This window comes from Poseidonocella sedimentorum (assembly GCF_900116005.1).
Classification (GTDB): domain Bacteria; phylum Pseudomonadota; class Alphaproteobacteria; order Rhodobacterales; family Rhodobacteraceae; genus Poseidonocella; species Poseidonocella sedimentorum.
On the sequence record NZ_FOYI01000009.1, the window covers coordinates 33,005 to 59,426 of the forward strand.

The window sequence follows — 26,422 nt, forward strand, 5'->3', positions numbered from 1 at the left end:
CAACTGGCGCGTCCTTGATCATTTGCCGAAGAGCGCCGGCGCGGCGCCGCCCGCGCGCCCCGCATCAGAGGATGCCGAAAAACCGATCGGGCAGAGTGAGAAGCTCGTCGGGCACGGAGGGGTCGAACTCCCAAAAGCCGGTCTGCCCGCGCGGGCCCCAGGTTTCGAGCATGCGGGCCTTGCGCCCGGAGAGGTCGAAACCGGTCCGCAGGGGCAGAGCGTCGAAGCCCTCGAAGATCGCCGCGTCCTTGCGCTGGTCGGGGAACCAATGGCGCCCGATCATGATCCGCTTGTCCGCCTCGGCGCTCTGCCGCGCAGCGCTCACGGCCGCGTTGCGCCGGTCCATCGTGTCGCAATAAAGCTCGTAGTCGCAGTATTTCATGTGCAGCAGGTAGAGCCCGTCCGGGATCTGAAGCTTGTCGCAATCGGCATAATGCCCGCCCCGCGCCAGCTTGGCCGGGGTCGAGACGATGCAGGGTTTGGAATAGTGAGGCGCGTGGCGGACGTGACGCCGGGGGCCGAGGATCGTCTTGCCCAAAGGTTCCGGCTCGCGGCTGCGCAGGTGGACGACCTCAAGCCCCATCGGCGTCAGAATCCGGTTGCCCCGCGTGCGCCCCAGCACCTCGGCGAGCGACCCCCGCTCCGGGTCGGCCACGACGAATTCATCCACATCGCCAACGATCACATGGGTGAAATAGCTGCGCAGCCCGTTGACCATGTTGTTGAGAAAGCGCCAACGGCGGGTGTCGAACTCGTGGCGCGGCCCGTCGGGAATGTCGATCACGTTGCAGCCCGCCGCGATCTTCCGCACCGCGTCCTGCCGGCCGTGGTTGACCACATAGAGCGCCTCCCGCCCGAACGCCGCTTCGTAGTAGCGCACCCAGGCCTCGAGGAAGAACGCGTCATCGCGCACCATGGTAACCGCCGCCGCGCTGAATTTCATGGGGCCCCTCTTTCCGGCGCGATGCCGGTGCTTTCGTGGTTTTCATATGCGAGCGCAGGGGCCATGTTAACCGAAATTGGCAAGGGCGGGCATCGGTTTGAGCGCAAGGGGCACGAGTATCGGGGCGGAGGGGGTCGCGGTCTTTGGCTGTGACGGGCCCCCGCCGCGGCGGTTTCAGGTGATTGGCGAGCGCTCGTCGGGGACGAACTACCTCACCCGGCTCATCAAGCGGAACCTCGCGCTCACGCCGACCGACGCCTACGGCTGGAAACACGGGTTTCCCCAGATGATGGGGGTCGCGCCCGATGTGCTGCTGATCGGCTCGGTGCGCGGCGCTCTGGACTGGGTGCTGAGCATGTATGCCAAGCCGTGGCACTGCCGGGCGGAGATGCAGCGGCTGGATCTGAGCGCGTTTCTGCGTGCTCCGTGGGACACGGTTCTGGACCGACCGCGTTATTTCCCCAAGGTCGATCCCGGCGCGATCGGCGCGCCGCTCCAGCAGGACCGCGATCCGCTGACGGGCGAAATGTTCGGCAATCTGCTGCTGCTGCGCCGGGCCAAGGCGCGGGCGCTTCTGGGATTGCCTTCGCGGGGGGGCAAGGTCGCGCTGCTGCGGATGGAGGAGGCGACGCGCGCGCCGGAGCGGGTCCTGCAGCGACTTTCGGAGCAGACCGGCGCGGCGTTGACGCCGCCATTTGCCCCGGTCACCCGGCGGCTCGGCGCGCGGTTCAACCCAGCGGTGCCGGACCGGCCGGCCCCGCCGCAGGCCCTCTCGCCGGAGGATCGCGCCTTCGTCCTGTCGCAGCTCGATCCCCAGATCGAGGCCGCTTTGGGCTACGACTACGCCTGATCCGCGCCGAGCGCCGCCTCCGCCGCGCGGCCGAGCGAGAGGATCGCTTCCTCGCCGAAAGGCCGGCCCATAAGCGAGAGCCCGACGCTTGGCGTGGCCGTGGGCAGGGTCAGGACCGCGAGGCCGAGCAGGTTGCCGATCCGCGTGTTGCGCAAGGTCAGCAGGTTCTCGGTCACGTAGTAATCCTCATCGATCAGCAGCCGCTCGGTCTTGGGCGGCATGATCGCGTTGGTGGGGCAGAGCACCGCGTCGAACCGCTCGGTCGCAGCGGCCCATTGAGCGCGGATTTCCTCCAGCCGGACCCAGGCGGCGATGTAGTCGGCGCCGAGGAATTCAGCCCCGCTGCGGAAGCGCTCGCGGATCGGCGGGAACATCAGGTCCGGCTCCGCTTCGATACGGTCTTTCCAATGCCCGTAGGCCTCGACACCGTAGAGAATGCCGGAAAAGGACATCGCTTCGTGCAAGGGCGGAAAGCTCAGCGGCTCCAGCAGGGCGCCAGCAGCACTCAGCCGGGCGAGCGCGTCACCATAGGCGCGGGCGGGCGTCTCGCGCAGCCCGTCTGTGGCCACGGTTTCGAGCATGGCAAAACGCCGCCCGGCCAGCGGTGGCACCGCGTCATCGTCCGCCGCGCGCCCCTCCAGCGCGGCAAGCAATTGCGCGGCATCCTCAACGCTGCGGCAAAGCGGGCCGACCGTGTCAAAGCGCGGCGCGAGCGGAATCGCGCCATCGAGCGAGAGCCGGGTGGAGGTGGTCTTGAGCCCCACCAGATCGTTCCAGGCCGCAGGAATGCGCACCGAGCCGCCTGTGTCCGAGCCGATGGCCGCGGCAGCGAGCCCGAAGGCGACAGAGCCCGCAGCCCCGGATGACGAGCCCCCCGAGACGGCCTCCGGATCGTTGATGCAAGGCGTCGTCGCGGTCACAGGGTTGAGCCCCAGACCGGAGAAGGCCAGCTCGGACATATGGGTCTTGCCGAGGCAAACGAGCCCCATGGCGCTCGCCGCCGCCAGCACCTTGGCGTCCGTCTCCGGCACCCGGCCCTTGAGCAGCGCGCTGCCGCCTTCGGTCGCGGTCCCGGCGCTGTCGAAGAGGTCCTTCCAGCTGATCGGGACCCCGTCGAGCGGCCCGAGACGCGCGCCCTCCCGCTGCCGCTGCCGCGCCGCCCGGGCCTCGCTGAGCGCCCGTTCCGGGGTCAGCCGCGCGTAGATCCGCTCCGCGACCGGATGGGCCGCAATCGCCGCAAGGTAGGCTTCGGTCAGCGCGACCGGATCGATCCGCCCCTCGCCAATCTCCCGCCCGAGCGCGCTCGCGCTTTTCGTCAGAGCCCCGTCCATCGCGCGCTCTCCTGTGTCTTCGCGTCGGCGCGACCGTATCCGCTCGATCGCGCATGGACAATCCGCCCGCGTCGGTCATATTTCCCCCCATGCACGCGGAGCACGATATCCTCATCGCCGGTGGCGGATTGAACGGCGCGAGCCTCGCGCTCGCCGCCGCGCGGGCGGGGTTTTCCGTCCTCATGATCGACCGGCTCCCGCCCGAGGCGCAGACCGCCTCCGATTTCGATGGCCGCTCCTATGCGCTCGCGGCGGCCTCGGTGCGGATGCTGCAGGCGCTGGACGTCTGGGGCGCGATCGAAGGCGAAGCCCAGCCGATTCTCGACATCCGGGTGAGCGACGGCCGGCCGGGCGAAGGGGGCGGGCTCTTCGGCCTTCATTTCGACCACCGCGACCTCGAAAATGGGCCGATGGGCCACATGGTTGAGGATCGCCATCTGCGCCCCGCGCTGCTCGCCGCGCTGGCGGCCGAGCCGGGGATCACTGTGGAAAGCCCGGCCGAGATCGTCGCGCAGCGGGCCGAGCCCGGCGCGATCATCGTGACGCTTGCAGACGGCACGGAGCGGCGCGCGCGGCTTTTGGCGGGCTGCGACGGGCGCGGCTCGGGCGTGGGCGCGCGGGCGGGGATCCGGCGCACCGGATGGGACTATGGGCAGAGCGCGCTGGTCTGCGCCATTGCCCATGAGCGCCCGCACGAGGGCGTCGCGCATCAGTTCTTCATGCCCGCCGGCCCGCTCGCGATCCTGCCACTCACAGGGGGGCGCAGCTCCATCGTCTGGACCGAGCGCACCGCGCAGGCCGCGCGGATCTCCGGCATGAGCGCCGAGGATTATCTTGCGGTGCTGCGGCCCCGGTTCGGCGATTTCCTCGGGCGGATTTCCCTCGCTGGCGCGCGGTTCAGCTATCCGCTCTCGCTCTCTCTGGCCAACAGTTTCGTCGCCGACCGCGTGGCGCTGGTGGGCGATGCGGCCCATGGTGTCCACCCGATCGCGGGGCAGGGGCTCAACGCCGGGCTGCGCGATGTGGCGGCGCTTGCCGAAGTGCTCACGCAGGCGGCACGGCGGGGCGAGGATATCGCCAGCCCGCTCGTCCTCGCGCGCTATCAACAATGGCGGCGGTTCGATGCCGCGACGCTCGCGGTGGCAACGGACGCGTTCAACAGGTTGTTTTCAAATGACAACCCGATCCTGCGCGCCCTGCGCGGGCTGGGCATGGGTGCGGTGAATGCGCTTCCGGCCGCGCGGCGCGGCGCAATGCGCGAGGCCGCGGGCCTGAGCGGCGAGACCCCCAAATTGCTGCGCGGCGAGCAGATCTGAGGCGCGTTTTCGCGGTTTTGAGCCGAGTTTTCGTGAGGGGGCATGGAAACCCGCAGCGGATCATGCAGTATGTCCGGACACAAAAAAGCGCGCCCGTCCCGGTGGCCGTTGCTGCTCTTTTGGGGATGCGACGGTAAACTGTTACAAACTTGGTAAATGGTGCGCGCACAAAACCAAACTCAAGAGGGACCACAACCATGGCGACCACACTTTCAGCGGGCGATATTGCCATCACCAGTTTGAATTCGGACGATCCCGATTCCTTTACCTTCGTACCGCTGGTGGATATCGAAATCGGGACGGAGATCTTCTTCACCGACCATGGGGTTTTCGACGACGGGAGTTTCCGGGACTCCGAAGGCGTGCTGAAATACACCGCCTCGGCCGATGTGGCGGCGGGCACGGTGATCACCTTCAGCGGCGTGGGCGGCGAGTTCTCCTCCGCGGGGGGAGTCTTTGCGCTTGCCACCGCCGGTGATCAGATCACCGCCTTTCAGGGCACGGTCGATGCGCCGAGCTATCTGTTCACCGTGGCAAGCAACTCGACACAGTTTCAGGCCACGGCCACCAACTCCAACACCAGCGCCCTGCCGCCCGGGCTTACCGTCGGGCTGACGGCCGTCGCCGTGGGCGTAGGGTCCGGCGCGGGCTCCGAGGTCGACAACAGCGCCTATAACGAATCGCTCCTGACCGGCACACGCGACGAGCTGCTCGCGGCGATTGCCGATCCGGCCAATTGGGTGGGCAGCAATTCGCGTATCCAGACCCTGCCGACCACGGCCATGACCGTCACCGATGCGATTCAACCGCTGGTGATCAACGAGGTGCTCGGCAGCACGACCGGCGCGGATGTGGAATATATCGAACTCTTCGGCGAGGCGGGCGCCTCGCTCGAAGGGCTGAGCCTCATCATCGTGGAAAGCGATGCCGGCGCGTCCAACGGGGCGATCGACAAGCGCGTCGATTTCGAAGCGGGCGATGCGATCGGCGAGAACGGCTTCTTCCTCGTGGGCAACAGCGGGATGCTTGAGGCCAGCGTCTACGCGGTTACCCCCGACAAGGAAATCAGCGTAAACTTCATCGAAAACTCCAGCTACACGCTGGCGCTCGTCGAGACGGCTTCGCTCACAGATACCGTCGTCACCGGGGGCGAGGTCGTGATCGATGCGGTTGGCGTGTCCGATGACGATGAAGATGAAGGTGACACCTTTTTCTTCGATGCGCCTGTGCTGGGGCCCGACGGCACCTTCCTGCCCGCAGGGGTGCGCCGCGTCGAAGATGGTGTCGATACCGACACGGCGGCGGATTGGGTCTTTGGCGATTTCAGTCTCGGGGCCGACAACACCCCGACGCCCGCAGCCGCTGATGATGGCGGGGATGGTGGCGACGGCGGCGACGGTGGCGAGCCTACCGAAACGACCCTGATCTCCGCGATCCAGGGTAGCGGCGACGCGACCACGATGTCGGGCGCCGCGGTGATCGTCGAGGCGATTGTCGTCGGCGATTTCCAATATGACGACGCCGATGAGCTGCGCAATCTGGGCGGGTTCTTCGTTCAGGAGGAGGCGGCCGATCACGATGCCGACGCCAGCACGTCCGAGGGCATCTTCATCTATGACGGCACCAGCGGGCTCGGCGATGTGGCGCTCGGCGACAAGGTCCGGATCACCGGCACCGTCTCCGAATACCAGGGCCAGACCCAGATCACCGCGAGCGCCATCGAGATCGTCACCGCCGGCGCCGTGGCCGACGTCAAGGACATGGCCGTCGAGGTCTCGCTCTCGGACATCACCGATGTGGTTGTCGACGGCGCGGGCAAATACGCGGCCGATCTGGAAGCCTATGAGGGCATGCTCGCCACCTTCACCGATGAGCTGACCGTCAACGAGATGTTCCAGTTGGACCGGTTCAACGAAATCCGCCTCTCCGCGGATGGCCGGCCCGAGCAGTTCACCCAGCTCTACGATCCCGATCCCGTCGCCTATGACGCCTATGAGCGCGAGGTCGGCTCCAGCCAGATCATCTTCGATGACGGCCTCAACGTCCAGAACGCGGCGATTTTCGAGGAGGCCGATCTCGACGGCGACGGCGTCTTCACCACCGCCGACGGTTTTACCATGGGCGACACGATCACCGACCTCACCGGCATCGTGAACTGGACCTGGGCCGGCAACAGCGGCTCGGGCAATTCCTGGCGCGTGCGCAGCGTCGATGACAGCAACGAGTTCGTCGACACCAACACCCGCGAGGAAGAGGTGCCCGACGTGGGCGGCACGGTCACCGTGGCCGGGCTCAACGTGCTGAACTTCTTCACCACGCTCAACGTCTCCGGCAACCCGGGCTCGGGCCCGAGTGCGCTCGAGCCGCGCGGCGCCCACAACCAGGCCGAGTTCGACCGGCAGGTCGAGAAGATGGTCACCGCGCTTCTGGAAATGGACGCGGATGTCTACGGGCTGGTTGAGCTCGAAAACGAGTTCGACTTTGACCAGAACCGCGACGGGCTCGTGGCGATCGATTTCCTTGTCGATGCGCTCAATGCCGCCGTGGGCAGCGCGACCTATGCCGCCGTCGAGGTGGGCGAGGGGTTTGTCGATGTCTCCGACGCGATCTCGGTGGGGCTGATCTACAACACCTCCGCGGTGCAAGTCGTGCCCGGGAGTGTCGAGACGCTCACCGACTCCGATCTCGTCGATCTGCCGAGCAGCTACACCTCGCCGCTCTTTGACGGGTCCAGCACCAACCGCGCGCCGCTTGTGGCGACCTTCATCGACAACGCGACCGGGGAGGATTTCTCCGTCTCGGTGGTTCACATGAAGTCCAAGGGTGGCAGCGGCACCGGCGACGATGCCGATCTGGGCGACGGCGCGGGCAACTTCAACGCGATGCGGACCGAGGGCGTGCAGGCGCTCACTGAATGGCTCGAACAGGTGGCCGACGAGGATCACATCGTTCTGGGCGATTTCAACGCCTACCTGCAGGAAGATCCCATCGATGTCATGCGCGACGCCGGCTACACCGACCTGCCGGAAGAGTACAATCCGGGCGATGTGTCCTACGTCTTCGACGGCAAGACCGGGACGCTCGACTACGGGTTCGGCAGTGCGGAAATTCTCGACAACGTGACCGGGGCGGCGACCTGGACGATCAACTCCGATGAGCCGGATGCGATCGACTACAACACCGACTTCGGCCGCGATACCGGGATCTTCGACGGGTCCGTGCCGTTCCGGACGTCGGACCACGATCCGGTGCTGATCGGCCTTGAATTCGACGCGCCGCTCAACCTCGTGGAGGGGACCGATGGCAACGACAACCTCGTGGGCACCGATGGCGATGACCTGATCCTCTCGGGCGCCGGCCGGATCGACCGCGCCACGGGCGGGCTTGGGGCCGACACCTTCGAGTTCGGCGCGGAGCTTTCCAACGGGGTGCGCGAGACGGATCTGATCATGGACTTCGACACCGCCGAAGACACGATCCGCCTCGGCACGGACCAATACCAGCTTCAAGCCTTCGGGACGGTCGCGGTGCTCTATGCGGGCGATGACCGGATCATGATCTACGGCGAGAACCTCAGCGAAGAGACGATCACCATCGAGACCTTCGTGCCGGAGGACATCTTTACCGTCTGATCGGACGGGCCAGGAAGTGCCGGCTAGCCCGGCGCTGCCACCTCGGGCCCGGCGCTGTTCCGTCGGGCGCTGAGCTCAGAACAAACAAAAGCCCCGTATCGCTTTTACGATACGGGGCTTTTCAATTGGGGTCATTCCGTCCGGCCGTTCGAGCCGGAGGGCGCGCCCCGCGCGGCTCAGGCGGCTTCGGCCTGGGCTGCGTTGCGGCGTTCGCTTTCTTCGCGCGACAGCGCGACAGAGGTCCGCACACCGCGGCCGACGAAGTCCATCAGACCTTCCACGACGCGCTCGCACGGGTCGATTCCGGCACAGGACAGCACTTCGCGCCCATCGCGCGACCGCGCCCAGCGGGCGATCTGCTCGGGGCCATTGCCATACTTCTTGTCATCCGCAATGGCATCGTCCAACGCTGCCAGTACCACGGCAGCAAAAAGTTTCCTGGCACGGTTACCTTGCTCGTTATTGAAGGCTGTGCCGTCAACGAAATCCTTCATGATCCGTCCTTGTTTTTTTGTCATTGTCTTTTTCGGCGTGACGGCCCTTATGGAGGAAGATGCGTGATTCGGATAGTCCGCTCATGCATATCACCCATGCAACCCAAGCATAGCTCGACCCGCAACAAGCCCACCCGCCAGCAGGCTTGCCCGGCACCGTCCCTCCAGATATAGACGGGCTCGACAGTCAATCAAGTCTGAGCGCGAGCCTTTAAAACATGCCAAAAATCAATGGAAACGAAATCCGGCCCGGCAACGTGCTGGAGCACAACGGCGGACTTTGGGCGGCGGTGAAGGTCGACCATGTGAAACCCGGCAAGGGCGGCGCCTTCGCGCAGGTCGAGCTGCGCAACTTGCGCAACGGCAGCAAGCTCAACGAACGCTTCCGCAGCGCCGACAAGGTCGAGCGCGTCCGGCTGGAGCAAAAGGACATGCAGTTCCTCTATGAGGCCGACGGCATGCTCTCGTTCATGGACACCGAGACCTTCGAACAAGTCGAGCTGCCGGCGGAAATCCTCGGCGAGCGCCGCCCGTTCCTGCAGGACGGCATGACCATCGTGGTGGAATTCCACGAGGCCGAAGCGCTCAACGCGTCGCTGCCGCAGAAGGTCACCTGTCAGGTGACCGAGACCGAGCCGGTGGTGAAGGGCCAGACCGCGGCCAATAGCTTCAAGCCGGCGATCCTCGACAACGGTGTGAAGGTCATGGTCCCGCCCTTCGTGGGGCAGGACGAAATGATCGTCGTCAACACCGAGACGATGGAATATTCCGAGCGCGCCTGAGCGCGTCTGATCACAGGCGGGTGACGGTTGCGCCGCCCGCCTTGAGTGCGCCCTGGGCCCGATCAAACCGCAGGTAGGCAATCGCCTCGTCGCCCGCACGGGTCAGGAGCGTTCCAACCGGTTTGCCCGTCTCTCCCTCGATCGGCGTGCCCGTGCCCGCCTCTCCCTCGACGCGCACCCGCGCGAGCCCCTTGCGCAGCTCGGTCTTGTGTTTCATCCGCGCCGTGACCTCCTGGCCCACGTAGCAGCCCTTGCGGAAATCGACGCCGTTCAGCGCCTCGAACCCGGCTTCGAGGATGTAGCTTTCGCCATCGAGATCGACGCCCATTTCGGGGATGAGATGCGCCACGCGCAAGGCCGGCCAATCGATCTGCGGCGCGCTCCCCGGCGCCGCGCCGATCGCGCGCCAGCCGAGGGCGGGGTGGCGCGGGTCCGGAAAGGCGCCCTCCGGCGCGGGGCCGAGCCCGCGGCGGACGTGGAGCGCGGTCTCGGCGATCGTCACATCGGCACGCAGCTTGTAGAGCGTGAGCCGCTGGAGCACGGTCGCGGCCTGACTCTCGGGCAGGTCCATTAACACGTCCGCGCCATCGGCGGCGAGGAAGAAATCGCTGATGAGCTTGCCCTGCGGCGTCAGCAGCGCGGCATAGACCAGCCCGGTATCGAGCCCGGCAATGTCATTGGTCACCAGATTTTGCAGGAAGTCGCGCACTTCCGCGCCCGAAAGCCGCAGGACGCGCCGCTGGGGCACGGTTTCACCGATCGTTTGGTCAGCCATCGCTTCCTCCTGTTCCGGCTTCGGAATATAGAGTTTTTCGAGACAGGCAACAGAGGCGGCCATGCGCGCACCGATCTCCGTCATCATTCCGACCCTCGACGCCGAGGCCCCGCTGCGCGGCAGCTTTGCGGCGTTGATGGAGGGGCTGGAGTCGGGGCTCATCCGCGAGGTGATCGTGAGCGACGGCGGCTCGACGGATGGCACATTGGCCATCGCGCGGGCGGCGGGGGCCGAGGTGGTCTCGGGCGCGCCGTCGCGCGGGGAGCAGATCGGCCGCGGGATCGCGGCGGCCGAAGGGGACTGGCTTCTGGTGCTCCATGCCGACAGCTGGCCCGAGCCGGGCTGGGCTCCGGTTGTCGGCGCGCATCTGGGCACCGGAGCACCGGGGTATTTCCGGCTGCGGTTTCGCGCACGCGGGATGATGCCGCGGGTGGTGGCGGGCTGGGCCAATCTGCGGGCGCGGGGGATCGGTCTGCCCTATGGCGATCAGGGGCTCCTGATCCGGCGGGCGGAGCTTGCGGCGCTCGGGGGCTACCCGGACCTGCCGCTGATGGAAGACGTGGCGCTCGCGCGCAGGCTCGAGGGCCGGCTGCGAGGTCTGGACGCCGCGGTCGAGACGGGGGCGGAGCGCTACCTCGCGGAGGGCTGGCTCCGCCGGGGCGCGCGCAATCTGGGGCTGCTGGCGGCCTATCTTGCCGGAGCGGCTCCGGAGCGGCTCGCGGCGCGCTACCGGCGCAAGAGCGGGTAGGGACCCCCCTAGCGCTTCCAGATCGGGAGCGCGTCAAAGCTGCGCTGCGCCTCTTTGCGACGATACTCGGTGCGGAACCAGTCTTCGATGGCGATGGGCGATTGCGCGTTGCGCGCCTCATAGAGATCGAGGATGTGGTCGAGGATGCCGGTCTTGCTCCAGCGGATATGCAAGTAGCGCAGGCCGAGTTGTTTGCGCGCCTCGGAGATCGGCGCGCCCTCGACCGCCAGCTTGTAGAGTACGGCGGCGAAGCCGGCCCGGTCGGCGCCGGATTTACAATGGATCAGCATCGGGCGCGGCGCGGACCTGAGCGCCTCGATCACTTCCAGATAGCGCTCTCCCCGTCGGGCCTTGCGGGCGTGAAGGCTTATGTCGATCATATCGAGGCCGAGCGCGTCGCAGCTTTCCTTTTCGAAGAGGTAATGGGCGAATTCGTCCTCGCCGCGCAGGTTGAGAATGGTGCGGATGCCCATGTCCTTCATCCGCTGGAGCCGCGCGTGGCCGGGCTGGTTGGAGCGGTAGACCCCGTCGGCGATCTTGTCGAAATTCGTCCAGGGGTAGCGCAGGATCCCGTGGTCGATCCAATGGACGTGAAACCGCGCCGCGCGGCGGCCGGCGGCGGTCGAGATATCCTTGCCGAAGGAATTGGTCAGACGTTTGGTCTGTTTCCGTTCCCAGGCGCTGAATTTGGCCCAAAGCCCCATGCCCTGCCCCCGCGTTGCGCCGGTCCCATCTAGGGGAGGGAGGGGGCTCTGACAAGGTGCGGATCGGAGCGGGGCGGAAAGAGCGGTCAGCCGCGGGAGTAGCCATCGTTGTCGCGCAACCGGCGCTCGAGCCGGGAGATGGCGAGATTGAGCACGACGGCGAGCAGGAGCACGGCGCCAAACCCCGCCACGACCCAGACCAGCGAAAACAGCCAGAGCAGGTTGACGAGCAACGACAGCAGCGTGGCGTTGGTGTAATTCGGGGCGCGTCGCATCGTGCCGATCCTTTGTGACCTCTGGGGACAAGCTTAGCACAGGCGCGCGGTCTGTCACCCAGGCAGGGCGCGTTGCCGATCTGTCAAAAGGAGCGCCTGCGGCGCAAGCCTATGAGCATGCAGGGTGGTGACCCTGCATGCGGCGGGCGCCCGGTGGCTGGGCGGCGGGATCAGGTTTCGGTGTGGGTCAGCTTGGGAACGTCGGAGGCGCCAGCGGAGCCGCGGCCCGAGAGTGAGGGGTTTTCCATGAAGAACTTGTGGCAGTTGAAGGCGAACTCGCCTTCGGTGAGTGCGACGCGGTGAAAGCTGCCGTCCGGGGCCATGAGCCAGCTCTGGGCGACATCTGCGAGGTTGGCAGCCATGATCTGGCTCACGATCTGGGCCTTCACGGTCGGGTTCTCGATGGAGACCAGCGTCTCCACCCGGCGGTTGAGGTTGCGGCCCATCCAGTCAGCGGAGCTGATGAAGACGCGGGCGGCGCGGGAGGGCAGGCCGTGGCCGTTGCCGAAGCAGACGATGCGCGAATGTTCCAGATAGCGCCCGATGATGGATTTGACGCGGATGTTCTCGGACAGCCCCTTGACGCCGGGGCGCAGCCCGCAGATGCCGCGGATCACGAGGTTGATCTTCACCCCCGCCTGGCTCGCGGCATAGAGTGCGTCGATCACCTCCTCTTCGATGAGGGCGTTCATCTTGGCCCAGATCTCGGCGGGTTTGCCGGCCTTGGCGAACTCGGCTTCGCGGGCGATCATGTCGAGCAGCCGGGGCTTGAGCGTGAGCGGCGAGATGGCGAGGTTCTCCAGCGTCTCGGGTTCGGCATAGCCGGAGACGTAGTTGAAGACCTTGGTGGCGTCGCGGCCGAGCGCGGTGTCGCAGGTGAAGAGGCTCAGGTCGGTGTAGAACCGCGCGGTGATCGGGTGGTAGTTGCCGGTGCCGTAGTGGGTGTAGGTCACGAGGCGGTCGCCTTCGCGGCGCACGACGGTGCTGATTTTGGCGTGGGTCTTGAGATCCACGAAGCCGTAGACCACATGCGCGCCCGATCGCTCCAGCCGGCGGGACTGGCGGATGTTGGCGGCCTCGTCGAAGCGGGCCTTGAGTTCGACCAGCGCGGTGACGGATTTGCCCGCCTCGGCGGCCTCGCAGAGCGCCTCGACGATGGGGGAGTTCTTGGAGGTCCGGTAGAGCGTCTGCTTGATCGCGACCACGTCGGGATCGAGCGCGGCCTGTTCCAGAAAGCGGACCACCATGTCGAAGGTCTCGTAGGGGTGGTGCAGCAGCATGTCCTTCTGGCGGATCGCGGCGAACATGTCGCCCTCGTGATCCTGCACGCGTTCGGGCACGCGCGGCGTGAAGCCGGGCCAGAGGAGCCGGGCGGGGGAGGCCTCGACCAGCTCCGACAGGGCGGAGATGCCGATCATGCCGTCGATCTCGACGATCTCCTCCTCGCCGACCTTCAACTCGCGGCTGATCACCTCGCGCAGGCCATGGGGCGCGCCGGAGCTGATCTTGAGCCGGACGACCTCGCCGCGGCGGCGTCGCTTGAGCGCGGTCTCGAACTCGCGCACCAGATCCTCGGCCTCTTCCTCCACCTCCAGATCGCTGTCGCGCAGCACGCGGAAGGCGCAGTGACTCTTGAGTTTGCAGCCGGGGAAGAGCCGCTTGATGTTGTCGAGCAGGAGCTCCTCCAGCGGCAGGTAGCGCAGTGTTTCGTCGCCGGAGGGCAGGGCGATGAAGCGGGGGATCTGGGCCGGGATCGGCAGGAGCGCCTGCTGCGCCGTCTTGTTGCCCTTGCGCTCCAGTTGCAGCGCCAGCGAAAAGCCGGTGTTGGGGATGAAGGGGAACGGGTGCGCCGGGTCGATGGCCAGCGGCGAGAGGATCGGGAAGACCTTGTCGAGGAAGATCGTGTCGAGCTCGGCGCGGTCGGCCTCGGTCAGATCGCGGCGCGACAGGATGTGGATGCCTTCGGAGGTCATTTCCGCGAGCAGCCCGTCGAGCATCGACTGCTGGCTCTGCATCAGGCGGCGGGCCTCGGCGTTGATCAGCTCCAGCTGCTCGGCCGGGGTGAGCCCGTCGATGCCGGGCGTGGTGTTGCCGGCGCGAGCCAACTCGCGCAGACCGGCGACGCGGACGGTGTAGAATTCATCGAGGTTGGTGGCCGAGATCGAGATGAACCGCAGCCGCTCCATCAGCGGTACGCGCGGATTGCCCGCCTCCTCCATCACCCGCCAGTTGAAGCCGAGCCAGCTCAGCTCGCGGTTGTGGAACCGCGCCGGGCCGGTGATGTCGAGGCCGGGGATTTCCACGGGCTCGGGGAAGGGCGCAGTGAGGAAATTCGCGAGGGTCATGGGCGCTTTGCCGGGAAAGCTGTGCGGGGGTGTGGCGGTGAGGTTCATCGCCGGCCAGTATCAGCCAGGAGGGGCGGGGAAGTCCAGCTTGCCTTCGGATTTCAGCGCGATCGCGAGGGATTTGTTGACCGCGCGCCCTCTGTCCATCGCGGCCTCGTCGAGCGCGCGGACGGCACCACGGGCGGCGGCGAAGCTGCGGTCGATCTGGGCGAGGAGATAGTCGAGTGTCCCCGGGGCGGGGTTGATCTGGCGATCAGCGAAGAGCTTCATCAGCACGGCCGCGAGCAGCGCGTCATCGGGGGCCCCGAGCGCGACCTGGTGCGTGGCCTGCATCCGGCTGGCCAGATCGGGCAGGGTGAGCGGCCACTGCGGCGCGGGGGCGCGGGCGGTCAGCAAGAGCGGCTGGCGCTCGGCGCGCATGAGGTTGTGGAGGTGAAAGAGCGCGGTCTCGGCCTCGGGCTGGCCGGCGATGGCGGGGATGTCCTCCACCGCGACGGGGCCCCTGGCGAGATCGGCGAGCCCGTCGGAGCGCAGCGCCGAGGCCCGCAGGATCCGCGCGCCGGTCAGGTTGGCCCAGACATGGGCGAGATGGGTCTTGCCGGAGCCCGCGGGGCCGGTCAGCACGAGCTTGAGATCGGGCCAGATGTCCCAGGCTTCGATGCTCGCCACCGCGACCTCGTTGGCGGGGGAGACGAAAAAGTCCTCCCGCCCGAGCGCCGGTTTGGTCGCCAGGTCGAACCGCAACTGCCGCGCCATGTCAGCCCTCGTCCGGTTCGGAGACGCCGCGGTAGAGGCGGCTTTTCTTGTATTGGTCGACGAAGAACCGCACGATGACGCCGAGCGCGGCGGCGACCGGCACGGCCACGAGCAGCCCGATGAAGCCGAAGATCGCCCCGAAGACCGAGAGCGAGAGCAGCAGCCACACCGGGTGCAGCCCGATGGAATCGCCCACGAGCTTGGGCGTCAGGATATTGCCCTCGACGAACTGGCCGGCCTGGAAGATCGCCGCGACGGCGACGATCCAGAGCCAGTCGCCCCAGAATTGGAAGATCGCGAGCCCGAGCGCCAGCGCGCCGCCCACCAGCGCGCCCACGTAGGGAATGAAGGTCAGCGCCCCGGCGATGACGCCGACCACGAGGCCGAATTGCAGCCCCACGAGCATGAGGGCGATGGCGTAATAGGTGCCGAGGATGATGCAGACGAGCCCCATCCCGCGCACGAAACCGGCGAGGTTCTGGTCCACGTCCTTGGCGATGCGGCGGATGGTGGGGGCATGATCGCGCGGCAGGAGCGCATCGATCCGGGCGACCATCTTGTCCCAGTCGAGCAGGAGGTAAAACGTCACCACCGGCACGATCACGAAGAGCATCACCACGTTGAGCAGCGACATCGCCGAGCTCAGGACCGTCTGGAGCAGCTCACCGCCGCGGCTCTGGATCAGCTCGCCCAGCGATTGCAGAGAGTTGCGCACGATGCTGTCTTCCTGCGCCACTTGCGGGAAGCGGTCCTTGAGGAAGGTCTGCAGGTCGTTGAAAAGCTGGGGCGCGATCTCCACCAGCTGGACGGTCTGCTCCACCAGAAGCGGCACGACGAGCAGCCCCAGCACGATGAAAAGCAGCAGCGCGCCAAGCGAGATCACCGCCGTGGCGGCCGCGCGCGACAGGCCAAGCGCCTCAAGCCGGTCGGCCAGCGGATCAATCGCATAGGCGATCGCCGCGCCGAGCACGAAGGGCAGCAGCACATCGCCGAGAAACCACAGGGCCACGCAGACCGCCACGGTCGCCGTGCCCCAGTACTTGAGCTGTTGTTGCGCTGGAAGTGCCATCAGACCTCTCGTTGCACGATGCCTAGCCTTCGCCCATGCCGCGCCCGGTTGCAAGCCATCGCGGGCGGGCGCACGGCGGGGCTGGCGCGATTTCGGATAATAAGCTACGCTGCAACGCAGAAAAACCGATAACAGCGAAAGACGGGTGGGTTCATGGCCGGTAAAATCATCACCATCGCGCAGCAAAAGGGCGGGGCCGGCAAGACGACGCTGGCGGTCAACCTCGCGGTCGCCTTCGTGCGGTCCGGCAAATCGGTTGCGGTGGTCGACACTGATCCGCAGGGCTCGCTCGGGCGCTGGTTCATGACGCGGCTGGAGGCCCGGGACGGCGCGCCGGACATGGAATTCGCCACCGCCTCGGCCTGGGGCGTGGCCTATGAGACGGGCAAGCTCGCGCGCGACGCGGATATCGTCATCGTGGACACGCCGCCCAAGGCCGACAGCGATCTGCGCCCGGCGCTGCGCGCGGCGGATCTGGTGCTGGTGCCGGTGGCCTCGTCGCATGTGGATCTCTGGGCCACGGCCGGTGTGCTCGATCTGGCGGCGCGCGAGGATGTCCCCACACGTGTAGTCATGACGCGGGCGCGGGCGGGGACGAAGCTGGCGACGGAAGTCGCGGCGGCGGCCGATGAGCTTGGCGCCGAGATCCTGCCCACCTCGGTCGGCAACCGCGTGGTCTATGCCCAGACGCTGGGGGAGGGGAAGGCCGCGCTGGAGGCGCCCCGGAGCCGCGCGCATGAAGAGATGGACGCGCTCCTGAAGGATGTCCTCGCGGTCTTGAAAAAACTGGACTGAGCGCCTGCCTCAGCCTTGGCCCGCGCTGCTCAGGCGCATCCGCAGATCTTCGGTCTCGCTGCGCGCATCGCGCAGCCCGTCCATCGCGGCGGAGAGTTCGGCCTCGGTCTGGCTGAGCTGGTTGGTCAGCTCCGCCTCGCGCTGCTGCAGATAGGTGATCGCCTGATCGCGGGTCTCTTCGGCCTCGTGCAGCTCCTGCGCCATGCGCTCCAGCTCATCGATATCGCTGCGCGAGACGCGGGTGAACCGGTGCACGAGCCAGTGGGCGAACCAACCGAGGGCGAAGGCCACGAAAAGCACGATGGCCGTCGTCACGATCAGTTCAGTCCTGCTCATCGCCTTGTGCCTCTTGCGCTGTGTCGGGGGCTGCCTCCGGGTTGTCCTCCTCGGGCGGCGTGGCCTCTGTTTCTCCCGATTGGCCGTCGCTTTCAAGAGCCGGTTCGGAACTATTTTCCGCCTCAAGCTCGATCAGCTTGAATTCGATCCGGCGGTTTTCCTCGCGCCCCTCGGCGGTGCCGTTGTCGGCCACGGGCTGCGCCTCGCCATAGCCCACGGCGGTGAAGCCGGAGATGGAGACCCGCCGCGCGAGCAGCTCGTTGAGCACCGATTGCGCCCGTTGTTGCGAGAGTTGCTGGTTCATCGATTCGCGGCCCTGGCTGTCGGTATGACCGCCGATCTCGATGCGCAGATCGCCGCAAGCCAGCAACACCTCGGCGATATCATCCAGCGTCTCGCGCGCGGAGCTGTCGATGGTGGCAGAGCCAGGCTCGAAGGTGATCTTGCTCACCGCGCTGATCGCCGCGATTTCGGCGATGCATTGCTCCGGGCTCGGCAGGGCGCTGTTCGGGTCCAGCTCCTCACGATAGGTCACGTCGATCTCGTAGCCCGCCGCGTCGCCGAGCTTCTGCGCCAGCAGGCTCGCGATCTCGTCCGAGGCCTCGGGGTTGCCGGTCTCGCCGGAGATGGTCAGGCTGTCGGGCGTGATCCGCAGCATGCCGCTGTCGAGCTCGGCGAAGGCCTCGATCCCGGTCAGCACCCGCAGCGCCCAACCTTGCGGGAGCGCGGTGTCGATGCGCGCGGCGGTGTAGACCCGCTCGACCCCGAACCGGGCCTTGGCGATGCTGTCGGCAAGCTGGCGCGAGGTCTCGTCCGGGAGCCGGCCGCGCAGTTGAACCGCGCCTTCGGGGCTGCGGGTGGCGGTGAATTCGGGCGGGCCTTCCTCGGTGGTTTCGGGCGTGGCTTCCAGCGTGGAACGGAGGCTGAAGACCTCCGGCAGCCCGGTTTCCAACTCGCCCACAACGCGGTCGAACAGCGCCGGCGGCGTGCCCTCGGCGGCGACGAGCTCCACATCGGCATCCGAGAAGGTGACGCTGCCCCGGCCGAGCTCGGCCAGCGCGCCGATGGCGCGGACCACCGCATCCGGCCAGCGGGGCGAGGGCGTGCCGAGCCCGAGGCGACACGGAACGTCCGCCTCAAGCCCCGCCGCGCGCGCCGCCCCGAGGATCCGGGCGCGGCCCTCCTCGGTATGGGCCGAGCAGGCGTCGAATTTCGCGCCGGTCTCGTCGATGCGGAACCGCAGGGTGAAGGGGGTGATGACGGGGCGCGGGGCGGAGATGTCGAGCGTATGCGCGATGCCCGGGGGCACGCGGCGGGCGAGATCGAGCTCCCAGCGGAGCTTTTGCTCGGCGCTGTCGGCGATGGCCTTGATCTCGACGCTCTCGGCGCTGGCGGAGATCTGGGTGCGGGGCAGCATCGCGAGCGCCCCGACCGCAAAGCGCAGGGCGGGCTCCCATGATTCGGGGACGGGATAGTCGGCCACGTCGAGGAAATCGCGCACCGGCCCGGCGGCCTCCAGCGCCTCGGCCAACGCCTCTCGGTCTGTCCCGACGGGTACGAGCCCGTTGAGCGACACGCCCGCATCATTGCGCAGCATCTCGACCGAGAAGGCGGGCGGGGCGAGCGATGTCGCGGGGCGGACGGTCATCTGGTTGTCCACGCGCCAGGCATCGACCACGTGGCCCGCCGCCGATTGCGCCGCGACGCGGGCCATCTCGTCTTCGGCGGTGCCGCGCAGGATGATGTTCAGCCCGTCGGCCTCGACCTCGGCCCAGTCGAACCCCGCATCATCCAGCGCGGCGCGCACGTCGTCCCTGGAGACGGTTTCGATCAGCGTGGCGGCGAAGACCGCCCCCACCACGCAGATCGCCGCGGCGCAGAGGAACGCGGCGGCGGGTATCAGGCTTGCGGGAAGGCGCATGGAAAACCCCGGATAGACGACATCGGCGTTTTATGTACGAGCTTGCCCGCGGCGCATCAATCACATCAGCAGCGCGACGGCGAAAATCAGCACAGGCAGAAGGCCGGCGTCCCGGTTGGCGCGGAAGAGCCGCAACAGCACGCCCGAATCCTCGGGCGCGAAGCGGCGCAGTTGCCAGACCATATGCGCGCCGATGGCGAGCGGGCCCAGAAGCGCCACCGCCCGCGCGGCCGCGCTTGCCTCCGCCGTGGCGCCCCAGACGGCGATGGCCATGCCGATCACCGTGAGCGCCGCGAAGCGCCGCAGCCAGCGCGGCGACTCCTTGCCAAAGAGCCGGGCGGTGGATTTCACCCCGATGAGCGCGTCGTCCTCGGTGTCCTGATGGGCGTAGATCGTGTCGTAAAACAGCGTCCAGGCGATGCCCGAGAGGTAGAGCACGATGGCGGGCCAGTCGAGCGCCCAGGCATGGGCCGTCCAGGCCAGCAGCGCGCCCCAGTTGAAGGCGATGCCGAGGAAGACCTGAGGCCACCATGTGAAGCGCTTGGCAAACGGGTAGACCGCGACGGGCAAGAGCGCGAGCACGCCCAACAGGATCGCGGCGCTGCGGTAGGTCAGCAGGATCGCGCAGGCGGTGAGCGCCTGAAGCGCCATCCAGGCGAGGGCCTGGCGCACCGAAACCGCGCCGGAGGGGATCGGCCGCGAACGGGTGCGGGCGACGCGCCCGTCGATCTCGCGGTCGGTGATGTCGTTCCATGTGCAGCCCGCGCCGCGCATCAGGAATGCCCCGATGCCGCAGCTCAGCGCGATCCACAGATCGGCCCAGCCGGCGCGGCCGGTATGGAGCATCGCCAGCAGCAGCCCCCACCAGCAGGGCAGGAGCAGAAGCCACGTCCCGATCGGCCGGTCCGCCCGCGACAGGCGCAGGTAGGGGCGCAAGGCTTCGGGCGCACGGGTGTCGACCCAGTTGCCGCGGACCGCGTCCGAGACCTGGCCCTCCGGGGCGGTGCGTTCCGTCTCTGGCGCATCGGGCGTGGCGGGCATAGAAGGGACCTCATGACACAGGCAAAAGTCAGGCTCTACGTATCGCAGGATCTGGCCGCGGGGCAAACCCTTGCTCTGGGAGCGGATCAGGCGCGCTATCTCGTGGCGGTGATGCGGCTCGGGGTGGGCGCGCGGATCGCGCTGTTCAACGGGCGCGATGGCGAGTGGTTGGCCGAGCTCACAGAGGCGGGCAAACGCGGCGCGGCGGCGCGCTGCGTCGCGCAGACGGCCCCGCTTGCGATGCCGCCGGACCTGTGGCTCCTCTTTGCGCCGATCAAGAAGGCGCGCACCGATTTCATCGTCGAGAAAGCCGCCGAGATGGGCGCGCGCCGGATCGTCCCGGTCCAGACCGACTACACCAATTCCGAGCGCATCCGGCAGGACCGGCTGCAGGCCCATGCGGTCGAGGCCGCCGAGCAATGCGGGGGGACGTTTGTCCCGGAGGTGACCGGGCTCGAGAAGCTTGTCCGGCTGCTCGACGACTGGCCCGAAGGGCGCAAGCTGATGTTTTGCGACGAGACGCGTGTGGGCGAGGCGGTCGGGTTGGCGGATGCCGCGCCGGGGCCCTGGGCGATTCTCATCGGGCCGGAAGGGGGCTTTTCACCGCCCGAGCGCGCCCGGCTGGAGGCAGCGCCCTTTGCCCATGTGGTCAGCCTCGGGCCCCGGATCCTCCGCGCCGATACGGCGGCGGTCGCGGCGATGACGCTCTGGCAGATGGCCTTGGGGGATTGGCGCTGATGTTCCGGCCCGAGGCGATGGCGCAGATCAAACGCTGGCGCGAGGTGCTGGCGGGCACCGCGCTGGTGGTGCTGGGGCTCTTTTGGGCCATTGGCCGCGTCGGCCTGTTGAGCTGGGTCGGCTGGGGTCTCGTGCTCCTCGGTGTCGCGCTCGGCTTTGCTGGCATACAGCGAGCACGGTTCTTCCGGGCCACCGGCGGGCCCGGTGTGGTCGATCTCGACGAGGGGCAGGTGACCTACCTCGGCCCGGTGAGCGGCGGGGCCGTGGCGCTGCGCAGCCTCAGCCGGCTCGACCTCGACCCCTCGGGCCATCCGGCGCAGTGGGTGCTCTACCAGCCGGGACAGCCCGCGCTTCACATTCCGGTGAACGCGACCGGCGCCGAGGCACTGTTCGACGCCTTCGCCACCCTGCCGGGGCTGCGCACGGAGCGCATGCTCGCCGAGCTCAAGGCCGGGCGGGGCCGGGTCGTCACGATCTGGACCGCTACACACTACCGGCTACATTGACACCCGCGCGGTTTCGCACCAACTGTTGGCCCCGTTGCCCGGCCCGGTGCCGGAGCGATGCCCGCCTGAGGGCGCAAAGTGAACCGCGCCCGCCGGGGCGTGACGGAAGCGGAGACGAACCCGATGTCCATTCCCCAGTCTGGCGGCGGCCTGATCGAGCACCCCTCACAGCTCGCCGAATATCTCGCCGCGGGATGCAAGCCCAAGGCCGGCTGGCGGATCGGGACGGAGCACGAGAAGTTCGGCTACTGCAAGGACACGCTTGAGCCGCTCCCCTATGAGGGCACGCGCTCGATCCGGACGATCCTCGAGGGCCTGCGCGATCGCCACGGCTGGGCGCCGGTGGACGAGGGCGGCAAGATCATCGGCCTGACCAAGGGCGGGGCGAACATATCGCTGGAGCCGGGCGGGCAGCTGGAGCTGTCGGGCGCGCCGCTGGAGACGATCCACGAGACCTGCGACGAGGTCAACGCGCACCTCGCCGACGTCAAGGACATCACCGACGAGATCGGCGCCGGCTTCATCGGGCTTGGCGCGGCCCCGATCTGGACCCACGAGCAGATGCCGCTGATGCCCAAGGGGCGTTACAAGCTCATGGACGGCTACATGCAAAAGGTCGGGACGATGGGCCGCGTGATGATGCGGCGGACCTGCACGGTGCAGGTCAATCTCGATTTCTCGACCGAGGCGGACATGGTGCAGAAGATGCGCGTGGCGCTGGCGCTGCAGCCGGTGGCCGCGGCGCTCTTTGCCAACTCTCCGTTTTTCGAAGGCCAGCCGAACGGGCACAAATCCTGGCGCAGCCGGGTCTGGCGCGATCTCGATCCCGCCCGGACGGGGATGCTGCCCTTTGTCTTCGACGAGGGGTTCGGCTTCGAGGCCTGGGTCGAATACGCGCTCGATGTGCCGATGTATTTCGTCTACCGCGATGGGGTCTATGTTGACGCGCTGGGGCAATCCTTCCGCGATTTCCTCAAGGGCGAGCTGCCGGCGCTGCCCGGCGAGAAACCGACGCTGAGCGATTGGGCCGATCATCTCACGACGATCTTCCCCGAGGCGCGGCTGAAGAAATTCATCGAGATGCGCGGCGCCGATGGCGGCCCGTGGCGCAGGCTCTGCGCGCTGCCGGCGTTCTGGGTCGGGCTGACCTATGACCAGGCGGCGCTCGATGCGGCGTGGGATCTGGTCAAGGGTTGGGATGCGCAGACGCGTGAGGCGCTGCGGGTGGCGGCGTCGGTGGACGGGCTTCAGGCGAAGGTCGGAACGATCGACATGCTGGAGCTGGCGCGCGAGGCGGTGGCGATTTCGGAACAGGGCCTGCGGGCGCGGGCGCGGCCCGGCTCGGGCGGGCTGGTGCCGGACGAGACGCATTTCCTCAACGCGCTGAAAGAGAGCCTCGAGACGGGCATGTCCCCGGCCGATGAGCTGCTGGCGCGCTACGGCGGCGATTGGGGCGGCGATCTTACCCGGATTTACGACGACTATTCCTATTGATCTTGTCAAAATGAGCGCCTTGCAGGCGCAAGCTCATCTCTCGCGCCGCGGCCTTTGGCCGATGCGCTCGGGTTGGCGCTTGTGGCTGGGGCGGGGCGATGCACCGACTTGCCGCCCGTGGCGCGCGCTCCTATAAGGCGGGCAAGGCAGGCAAGGAGAGTGGGATGGGCTTCAGCCAGAGGCATTTGCTCGGGATAGAGCCGCTCCGGCCTGCGGATATCGACTGCATTCTGGACCTTGCCGAACGCTATGTCGATCTCAACCGGGCGGCCTCCAAACATGGCGAGGCTTTGGCTGGGCTCACCCAGATCAACATGTTCTTCGAGGCGTCGACGCGCACGCAGGCGAGTTTCGAGCTTGCGGGCAAGCGGCTCGGCGCGGATGTGATGAACATGGCGATGCAGGCGTCGTCGCTCAAGAAGGGCGAGACGCTGATCGACACGGCGCTGACGCTCAACGCGATGCACCCTGATCTTCTGGTGGTGCGCCATCCGCAGTCAGGGGCGGTGGATCTTCTGGCGCAGAAGGTGAATTGCGCGGTTTTGAATGCGGGCGACGGGCGGCATGAGCACCCGACGCAGGCGCTGCTCGATGCGCTGACGATCCGGCGCGCGAAGGGGCGTCTGCACCGGCTGAACATCGCGATTTGCGGCGATATCGCGCATTCGCGGGTGGCGCGGTCGAATATCCTGTTGCTTGGCAAGATGGAGAACCGGGTGCGGCTCGTGGGCCCGCCGACGCTGATGCCCGCGGGGATTTCGGAGTTCGGGGTCGAGGTCTATGAGGACATGGAGGCGGGGCTCAGGGACGTGGATGTGGTCATGATGCTGCGGCTCCAGAAGGAGCGGATGGACGGCGGGTTCATTCCGTCCGAGCGCGAGTATTACCATCGCTTCGGCCTCAATTCCGCCAAGCTTGCAGCCGCCAAGGCGGATGCGATCGTCATGCATCCGGGGCCGATGAACCGGGGTGTGGAGATCGACGGTGAGATCGCCGATGACATCAACCGTTCGGTCATTCAGGAACAGGTCGAGATGGGGGTCGCGGTGCGGATGGCGGCGATGGATCTGCTGGCTCAGGGCTTGCGCAGGGAGGCGATGGGATGACGGAGGGGCTGGAAATCCCGGCGCTGGAGGCGGGCGTTGTGCGGGTGTTTTCGCTGTCGATGGATGAGGCCGAGGCTGCGGCGCTCAAGGGCGATGCGGCGCGGCTGGAGGCGGCGCTTGGGGCGCCGGTCGAGGATCCCAAGTGGGTCGAGGTTCTGGCGGTGGCCGATCTCGAGGGGCTTGGGCTTGCGGGGTATCTTGCCGAGGGGCAGGGCATTGCGCCGGAGACCCTGGCGCCGGATCGGGCGCGGCTGAACGCGCTGGAGGGGCATGTGATGCTGGTGATGTCGCCGGCTTTCGGCGGCGCGCCGGTCTCGCTGGCGCCTGCGTCCGCGGTCACGCTGGTCGGGGTCTATTCCGAGACGCGGCCCGAGGTGCGGTTTGAGGAGTTGCCCGCGGGATCGACCAAGGGGAATTTGGCCGGCCCGGGCGGGCGCGGGCCCGCGCCGGCCACTGGCGCCGGGCGCTGGATTTTTTGGGGCGCGCTGGCGCTGGTGCTTCTGTTGGCGCTCGGCTGGGCGCTTTGGGGGCGATGATGCGCAGCGTGTTCATCAATGCCCGTCTCGTAGACCCGGAGGCCGGCACCGTGGCGCGCGGCGCGCTGGAGGTCGAGGACGGGCGGATCGTCCGGCGGATCGAGGGCGAAGTCGCGCCGGACGGGGGCGAGGTGATCGACTGCGGCGGCAAGTGTCTTGCGCCGGGGATCGTCGATCTTGGCGTCAAGGTCTGCGAGCCGGGCGAGCGCCACAAGGAAAGCTACCGGACGGCGGGCCTCGCGGCCGCGGCGGGCGGGGTCACGACCATGATCACGCGCCCCGATACCTTGCCCGCGATCGACACGCCCGAGACACTCGAATTCGTCACCCGGCGCGCCAATGAGGAGGCGCCGGTCCGCGTGCTGTGCATGGCGGCGCTGACCAAGGGGCGCGAGGGGCGCGAGATGACGGAGATCGGGTTTCTGCTCGATGCCGGCGCGGTGGCCTTCACCGATTGCGACCGGGTCGTGTCCGATACAAAGGTGCTCTCACGCGCACTGACCTATGCGCGCAGCCTCGGGGCGTTGGTGATCGGCCATCCACAGGATCCGGGCCTTTCGGCGGGCGCGGCGGCCACCTCCGGCAAATTCGCCTCGCTGCGCGGGCTGCCCGCCGTCTCACCCATGGCCGAACGCATGGCGCTCGACCGGGACATTGCGCTGATCGAGATGACCGGGGCGCGTTACCACGCCGATCAGATCACGACCGCGCGCGCCTTGCCCGCCTTGGCGCGCGCCAAGGCGAACGGGCTCGACGTCACTGCCGGGACCTCGATCCACCACCTGACGCTCAATGAATTCGATGTGGCCGACTACCGCACCTTCTTCAAGCTCAAGCCGCCGCTGCGCGCGGAGGCTGACCGGCTGGCGGTGGTCGAGGCGCTGCGCTCGGGGCTCATTGACGTGATCTCCTCGATGCACACGCCGCAGGACGAGGAGAGCAAACGCCTGCCGTTCGAGATGGCCGCGAGCGGGGCCGTGGGGCTGGAGACCTTGCTGCCCGCGGCGATGCGGCTGCACCATTCGGATGGGATCGAGCTGCCGACGCTGTTCCGCGCGCTCTCGCTCAATCCGGCGCGGCGGCTCGGGCTCGACTGCGGGCATCTGGGCGCCGGGGCGCCGGCTGATCTGGTCCTGTTCGATCCCGATGCGCCCTTCGTGCTGGATCGCTGGACGATGCTGTCGAAATCCAAGAACACACCGTTTGACGGCGCGCGGCTGCAGGGGCGCGTTTTGGGCACATGGGTTGCGGGGCGCGCTGTGCACGGGGAGATGACCGATGCCTGAGTTTGTCTCTCCGCCGCTTGTCCTCATCGCCGCCGCGGTGCTGGGCTACCTACTGGGTTCGATCCCCTTCGGCGTGCTGCTCGCACGGCTCTTCGGGCTGGGCGATCTGCGCAAGGTCGGCTCGGGCAACATCGGCGCGACTAACGTGCTGCGGACGGGCAACAAGCCAGCGGCGGCGGCCACGCTCCTGCTCGATGGCGGCAAGGGGGCGGTGGCGGTGCTCATCGCCCGTGCCGTCGCGGCGGAGGATGCGGCGCAGATTGCCGGATTCGCGGCCTTCCTCGGCCACTGCTTCCCGGTCTGGCTCGGCTTTCGCGGCGGCAAGGGCGTGGCCACCTTCCTCGGCCTCTGGCTCGCGCTGAGCTGGCCCTTGGGGCTCGCCTGCTGCGCCACCTGGCTCGCCACGGCACTGATCGCGCGGATCTCCTCGCTCTCGGCGCTGGTGGCCACGGCGGCCTCGGTCCTCTGGGCGCTGGTCTTCGGTTATGGGGCGGGCGTCGTGCTTGCGCTGGCCCTCGCCGCGCTGGTCTTCTGGCGCCACGCGGACAACATCGCGCGGCTGCGGGCTGGCACAGAGCCGCGCATCGGCGAAAGGTAGGGCGCCCGTGTTGGACAGCCCGGACAGAGGGGCCTACGCTCCGAC

Annotated in this window: 25 protein-coding genes; 13 read left to right on the forward strand and 12 right to left on the reverse strand. The window is 67.7% G+C overall.

Annotated features, from left to right (window positions below; genetic code table 11):
• Positions 1-64: 64 nt before the first annotated feature.
• Positions 65-943 (reverse strand): glycosyltransferase family 2 protein, encoded by an 879-nt coding sequence (locus BM353_RS12705; protein ID WP_092081464.1) that lies wholly within the window; start codon positions 941-943, stop codon positions 65-67.
• A 97-nt stretch (positions 944-1,040) separates the two neighbouring features.
• Between BM353_RS12705 and BM353_RS12710 the strand changes: the two genes are divergently transcribed.
• Positions 1,041-1,793 (forward strand): hypothetical protein, encoded by a 753-nt coding sequence (locus BM353_RS12710; protein WP_245759645.1) that lies wholly within the window; start codon positions 1,041-1,043, stop codon positions 1,791-1,793.
• Here the strand turns inward: BM353_RS12710 and BM353_RS12715 are convergent.
• Positions 1,784-3,124, reverse strand: coding sequence for an amidase (locus tag BM353_RS12715; RefSeq protein WP_092081466.1), 1,341 nt, complete (start codon positions 3,122-3,124; stop codon positions 1,784-1,786). The genes BM353_RS12710 and BM353_RS12715 overlap by 10 nt on opposite strands.
• 53 nt (positions 3,125-3,177) lie before the next feature.
• Here BM353_RS12715 and BM353_RS12720 point away from each other — a divergent pair, with 53 nt between their 5' ends.
• Entirely contained in the window at positions 3,178-4,440 is a 1,263-nt protein-coding gene (locus tag BM353_RS12720; protein WP_092081468.1) for a UbiH/UbiF/VisC/COQ6 family ubiquinone biosynthesis hydroxylase, read from the forward strand.
• 197 nt (positions 4,441-4,637) lie between these two features.
• A complete protein-coding gene (locus tag BM353_RS12725; protein ID WP_143104158.1) occupies positions 4,638-8,072 on the forward strand; it encodes an ExeM/NucH family extracellular endonuclease in 3,435 nt (1,144 codons plus the stop codon).
• 176 nt (positions 8,073-8,248) lie between these two features.
• On the opposite strand, the gene BM353_RS12730 is transcribed toward BM353_RS12725, so the two are convergent.
• A complete protein-coding gene (locus tag BM353_RS12730) occupies positions 8,249-8,566 on the reverse strand; it encodes a DUF6280 family protein (protein ID WP_092081472.1) in 318 nt (105 codons plus the stop codon).
• A gap of 218 nt (positions 8,567-8,784) precedes the next feature.
• Between BM353_RS12730 and efp the strand changes: the two genes are divergently transcribed.
• Positions 8,785-9,348, forward strand: a complete 564-nt coding sequence (gene efp / locus BM353_RS12735; RefSeq protein WP_092081474.1) for an elongation factor P — start codon at positions 8,785-8,787, stop codon at positions 9,346-9,348.
• Between the two features lie 10 nt (positions 9,349-9,358).
• On the opposite strand, the gene ygfZ is transcribed toward efp, so the two are convergent.
• Positions 9,359-10,096, reverse strand: coding sequence for a CAF17-like 4Fe-4S cluster assembly/insertion protein YgfZ (ygfZ, locus tag BM353_RS12740; RefSeq protein WP_092081618.1), 738 nt, complete (start codon positions 10,094-10,096; stop codon positions 9,359-9,361).
• An 88-nt stretch (positions 10,097-10,184) separates the two neighbouring features.
• On the opposite strand from ygfZ, the gene BM353_RS12745 reads away from it, so the two are divergent.
• Positions 10,185-10,871 (forward strand): TIGR04283 family arsenosugar biosynthesis glycosyltransferase, encoded by a 687-nt coding sequence (locus BM353_RS12745; RefSeq protein WP_092081476.1) that lies wholly within the window; start codon positions 10,185-10,187, stop codon positions 10,869-10,871.
• Positions 10,872-10,879: 8 nt separating this feature from the next.
• Here the strand turns inward: BM353_RS12745 and BM353_RS12750 are convergent, their stop codons facing one another.
• The 5 genes from BM353_RS12750 to BM353_RS12770 form a co-directional block, all read right to left on the reverse strand.
• Complete coding sequence (locus BM353_RS12750; protein ID WP_092081478.1) at positions 10,880-11,575, reverse strand: tyrosine-protein phosphatase; 696 nt, start codon at positions 11,573-11,575, stop codon at positions 10,880-10,882.
• 86 nt (positions 11,576-11,661) lie between these two features.
• Positions 11,662-11,850, reverse strand: a complete 189-nt coding sequence (locus BM353_RS12755; protein ID WP_092081480.1) for a hypothetical protein — start codon at positions 11,848-11,850, stop codon at positions 11,662-11,664.
• Between the two features lie 170 nt (positions 11,851-12,020).
• The gene (locus tag BM353_RS12760; protein WP_092081620.1) at positions 12,021-14,195 is read right to left on the reverse strand and encodes an RNA degradosome polyphosphate kinase; all 2,175 of its coding nucleotides are present in this window, start codon (positions 14,193-14,195) and stop codon (positions 12,021-12,023) included.
• A gap of 60 nt (positions 14,196-14,255) precedes the next feature.
• On the reverse strand, positions 14,256-14,951 hold the full coding sequence (locus BM353_RS12765) for a P-loop NTPase family protein (protein ID WP_092081482.1): 696 nt from the start codon (positions 14,949-14,951) through the stop codon (positions 14,256-14,258).
• Between the two features lies 1 nt (position 14,952).
• Positions 14,953-16,020, reverse strand: a complete 1,068-nt coding sequence (locus tag BM353_RS12770) for an AI-2E family transporter (protein WP_092081484.1) — start codon at positions 16,018-16,020, stop codon at positions 14,953-14,955.
• Positions 16,021-16,173: 153 nt separating this feature from the next.
• On the opposite strand from BM353_RS12770, the gene parA reads away from it, so the two are divergent.
• Entirely contained in the window at positions 16,174-16,815 is a 642-nt protein-coding gene (gene parA / locus BM353_RS12775) for a ParA family partition ATPase (protein WP_092081486.1), read from the forward strand.
• Positions 16,816-16,824: 9 nt separating this feature from the next.
• On the opposite strand, the gene BM353_RS12780 is transcribed toward parA, so the two are convergent.
• The 3 genes from BM353_RS12780 to ubiA are packed head-to-tail and all read right to left on the reverse strand — an operon-like array spanning position 16,825 to position 20,113.
• A complete protein-coding gene (locus BM353_RS12780) occupies positions 16,825-17,151 on the reverse strand; it encodes a hypothetical protein (protein WP_092081488.1) in 327 nt (108 codons plus the stop codon).
• Positions 17,138-19,072 (reverse strand): OmpA family protein, encoded by a 1,935-nt coding sequence (locus tag BM353_RS12785; protein ID WP_092081490.1) that lies wholly within the window; start codon positions 19,070-19,072, stop codon positions 17,138-17,140. Before BM353_RS12785 ends, BM353_RS12780 begins: the two co-directional genes overlap by 14 nt.
• Positions 19,073-19,132: 60 nt before the next feature.
• Positions 19,133-20,113 (reverse strand): 4-hydroxybenzoate octaprenyltransferase, encoded by a 981-nt coding sequence (gene ubiA / locus BM353_RS12790; protein ID WP_092081492.1) that lies wholly within the window; start codon positions 20,111-20,113, stop codon positions 19,133-19,135.
• A 12-nt stretch (positions 20,114-20,125) separates the two neighbouring features.
• Here ubiA and BM353_RS12795 point away from each other — a divergent pair, with 12 nt between their 5' ends.
• From BM353_RS12795 to plsY, 7 genes are all read left to right on the forward strand, one after another.
• Positions 20,126-20,851 (forward strand): 16S rRNA (uracil(1498)-N(3))-methyltransferase, encoded by a 726-nt coding sequence (locus BM353_RS12795; protein ID WP_092081494.1) that lies wholly within the window; start codon positions 20,126-20,128, stop codon positions 20,849-20,851.
• Positions 20,851-21,357: a hypothetical protein gene (locus BM353_RS12800; RefSeq protein ID WP_092081622.1), complete on the forward strand. Its 507-nt coding sequence runs from the start codon at positions 20,851-20,853 to the stop codon at positions 21,355-21,357. The genes BM353_RS12795 and BM353_RS12800 overlap by 1 nt, the downstream gene beginning before the upstream one ends.
• A 123-nt stretch (positions 21,358-21,480) precedes the next feature.
• On the forward strand, positions 21,481-22,851 hold the full coding sequence (locus BM353_RS12805; RefSeq protein ID WP_092081624.1) for a glutamate--cysteine ligase: 1,371 nt from the start codon (positions 21,481-21,483) through the stop codon (positions 22,849-22,851).
• Positions 22,852-23,015: 164 nt separating this feature from the next.
• Complete coding sequence (locus BM353_RS12810; RefSeq protein WP_092081626.1) at positions 23,016-23,957, forward strand: aspartate carbamoyltransferase catalytic subunit; 942 nt, start codon at positions 23,016-23,018, stop codon at positions 23,955-23,957.
• A complete protein-coding gene (locus BM353_RS12815; protein ID WP_092081496.1) occupies positions 23,954-24,493 on the forward strand; it encodes a hypothetical protein in 540 nt (179 codons plus the stop codon). Before BM353_RS12810 ends, BM353_RS12815 begins: the two co-directional genes overlap by 4 nt.
• Positions 24,490-25,779 carry a dihydroorotase gene (gene pyrC, locus BM353_RS12820; RefSeq protein ID WP_092081498.1) on the forward strand — a complete coding sequence of 430 codons (1,290 nt, stop codon included), beginning with the start codon at positions 24,490-24,492 and terminating at the stop codon, positions 25,777-25,779. The genes BM353_RS12815 and pyrC overlap by 4 nt, the downstream gene beginning before the upstream one ends.
• Positions 25,772-26,377, forward strand: coding sequence for a glycerol-3-phosphate 1-O-acyltransferase PlsY (gene plsY, locus BM353_RS12825; RefSeq protein WP_092081500.1), 606 nt, complete (start codon positions 25,772-25,774; stop codon positions 26,375-26,377). Before pyrC ends, plsY begins: the two co-directional genes overlap by 8 nt.
• Positions 26,378-26,422: the final 45 nt, after the last annotated feature.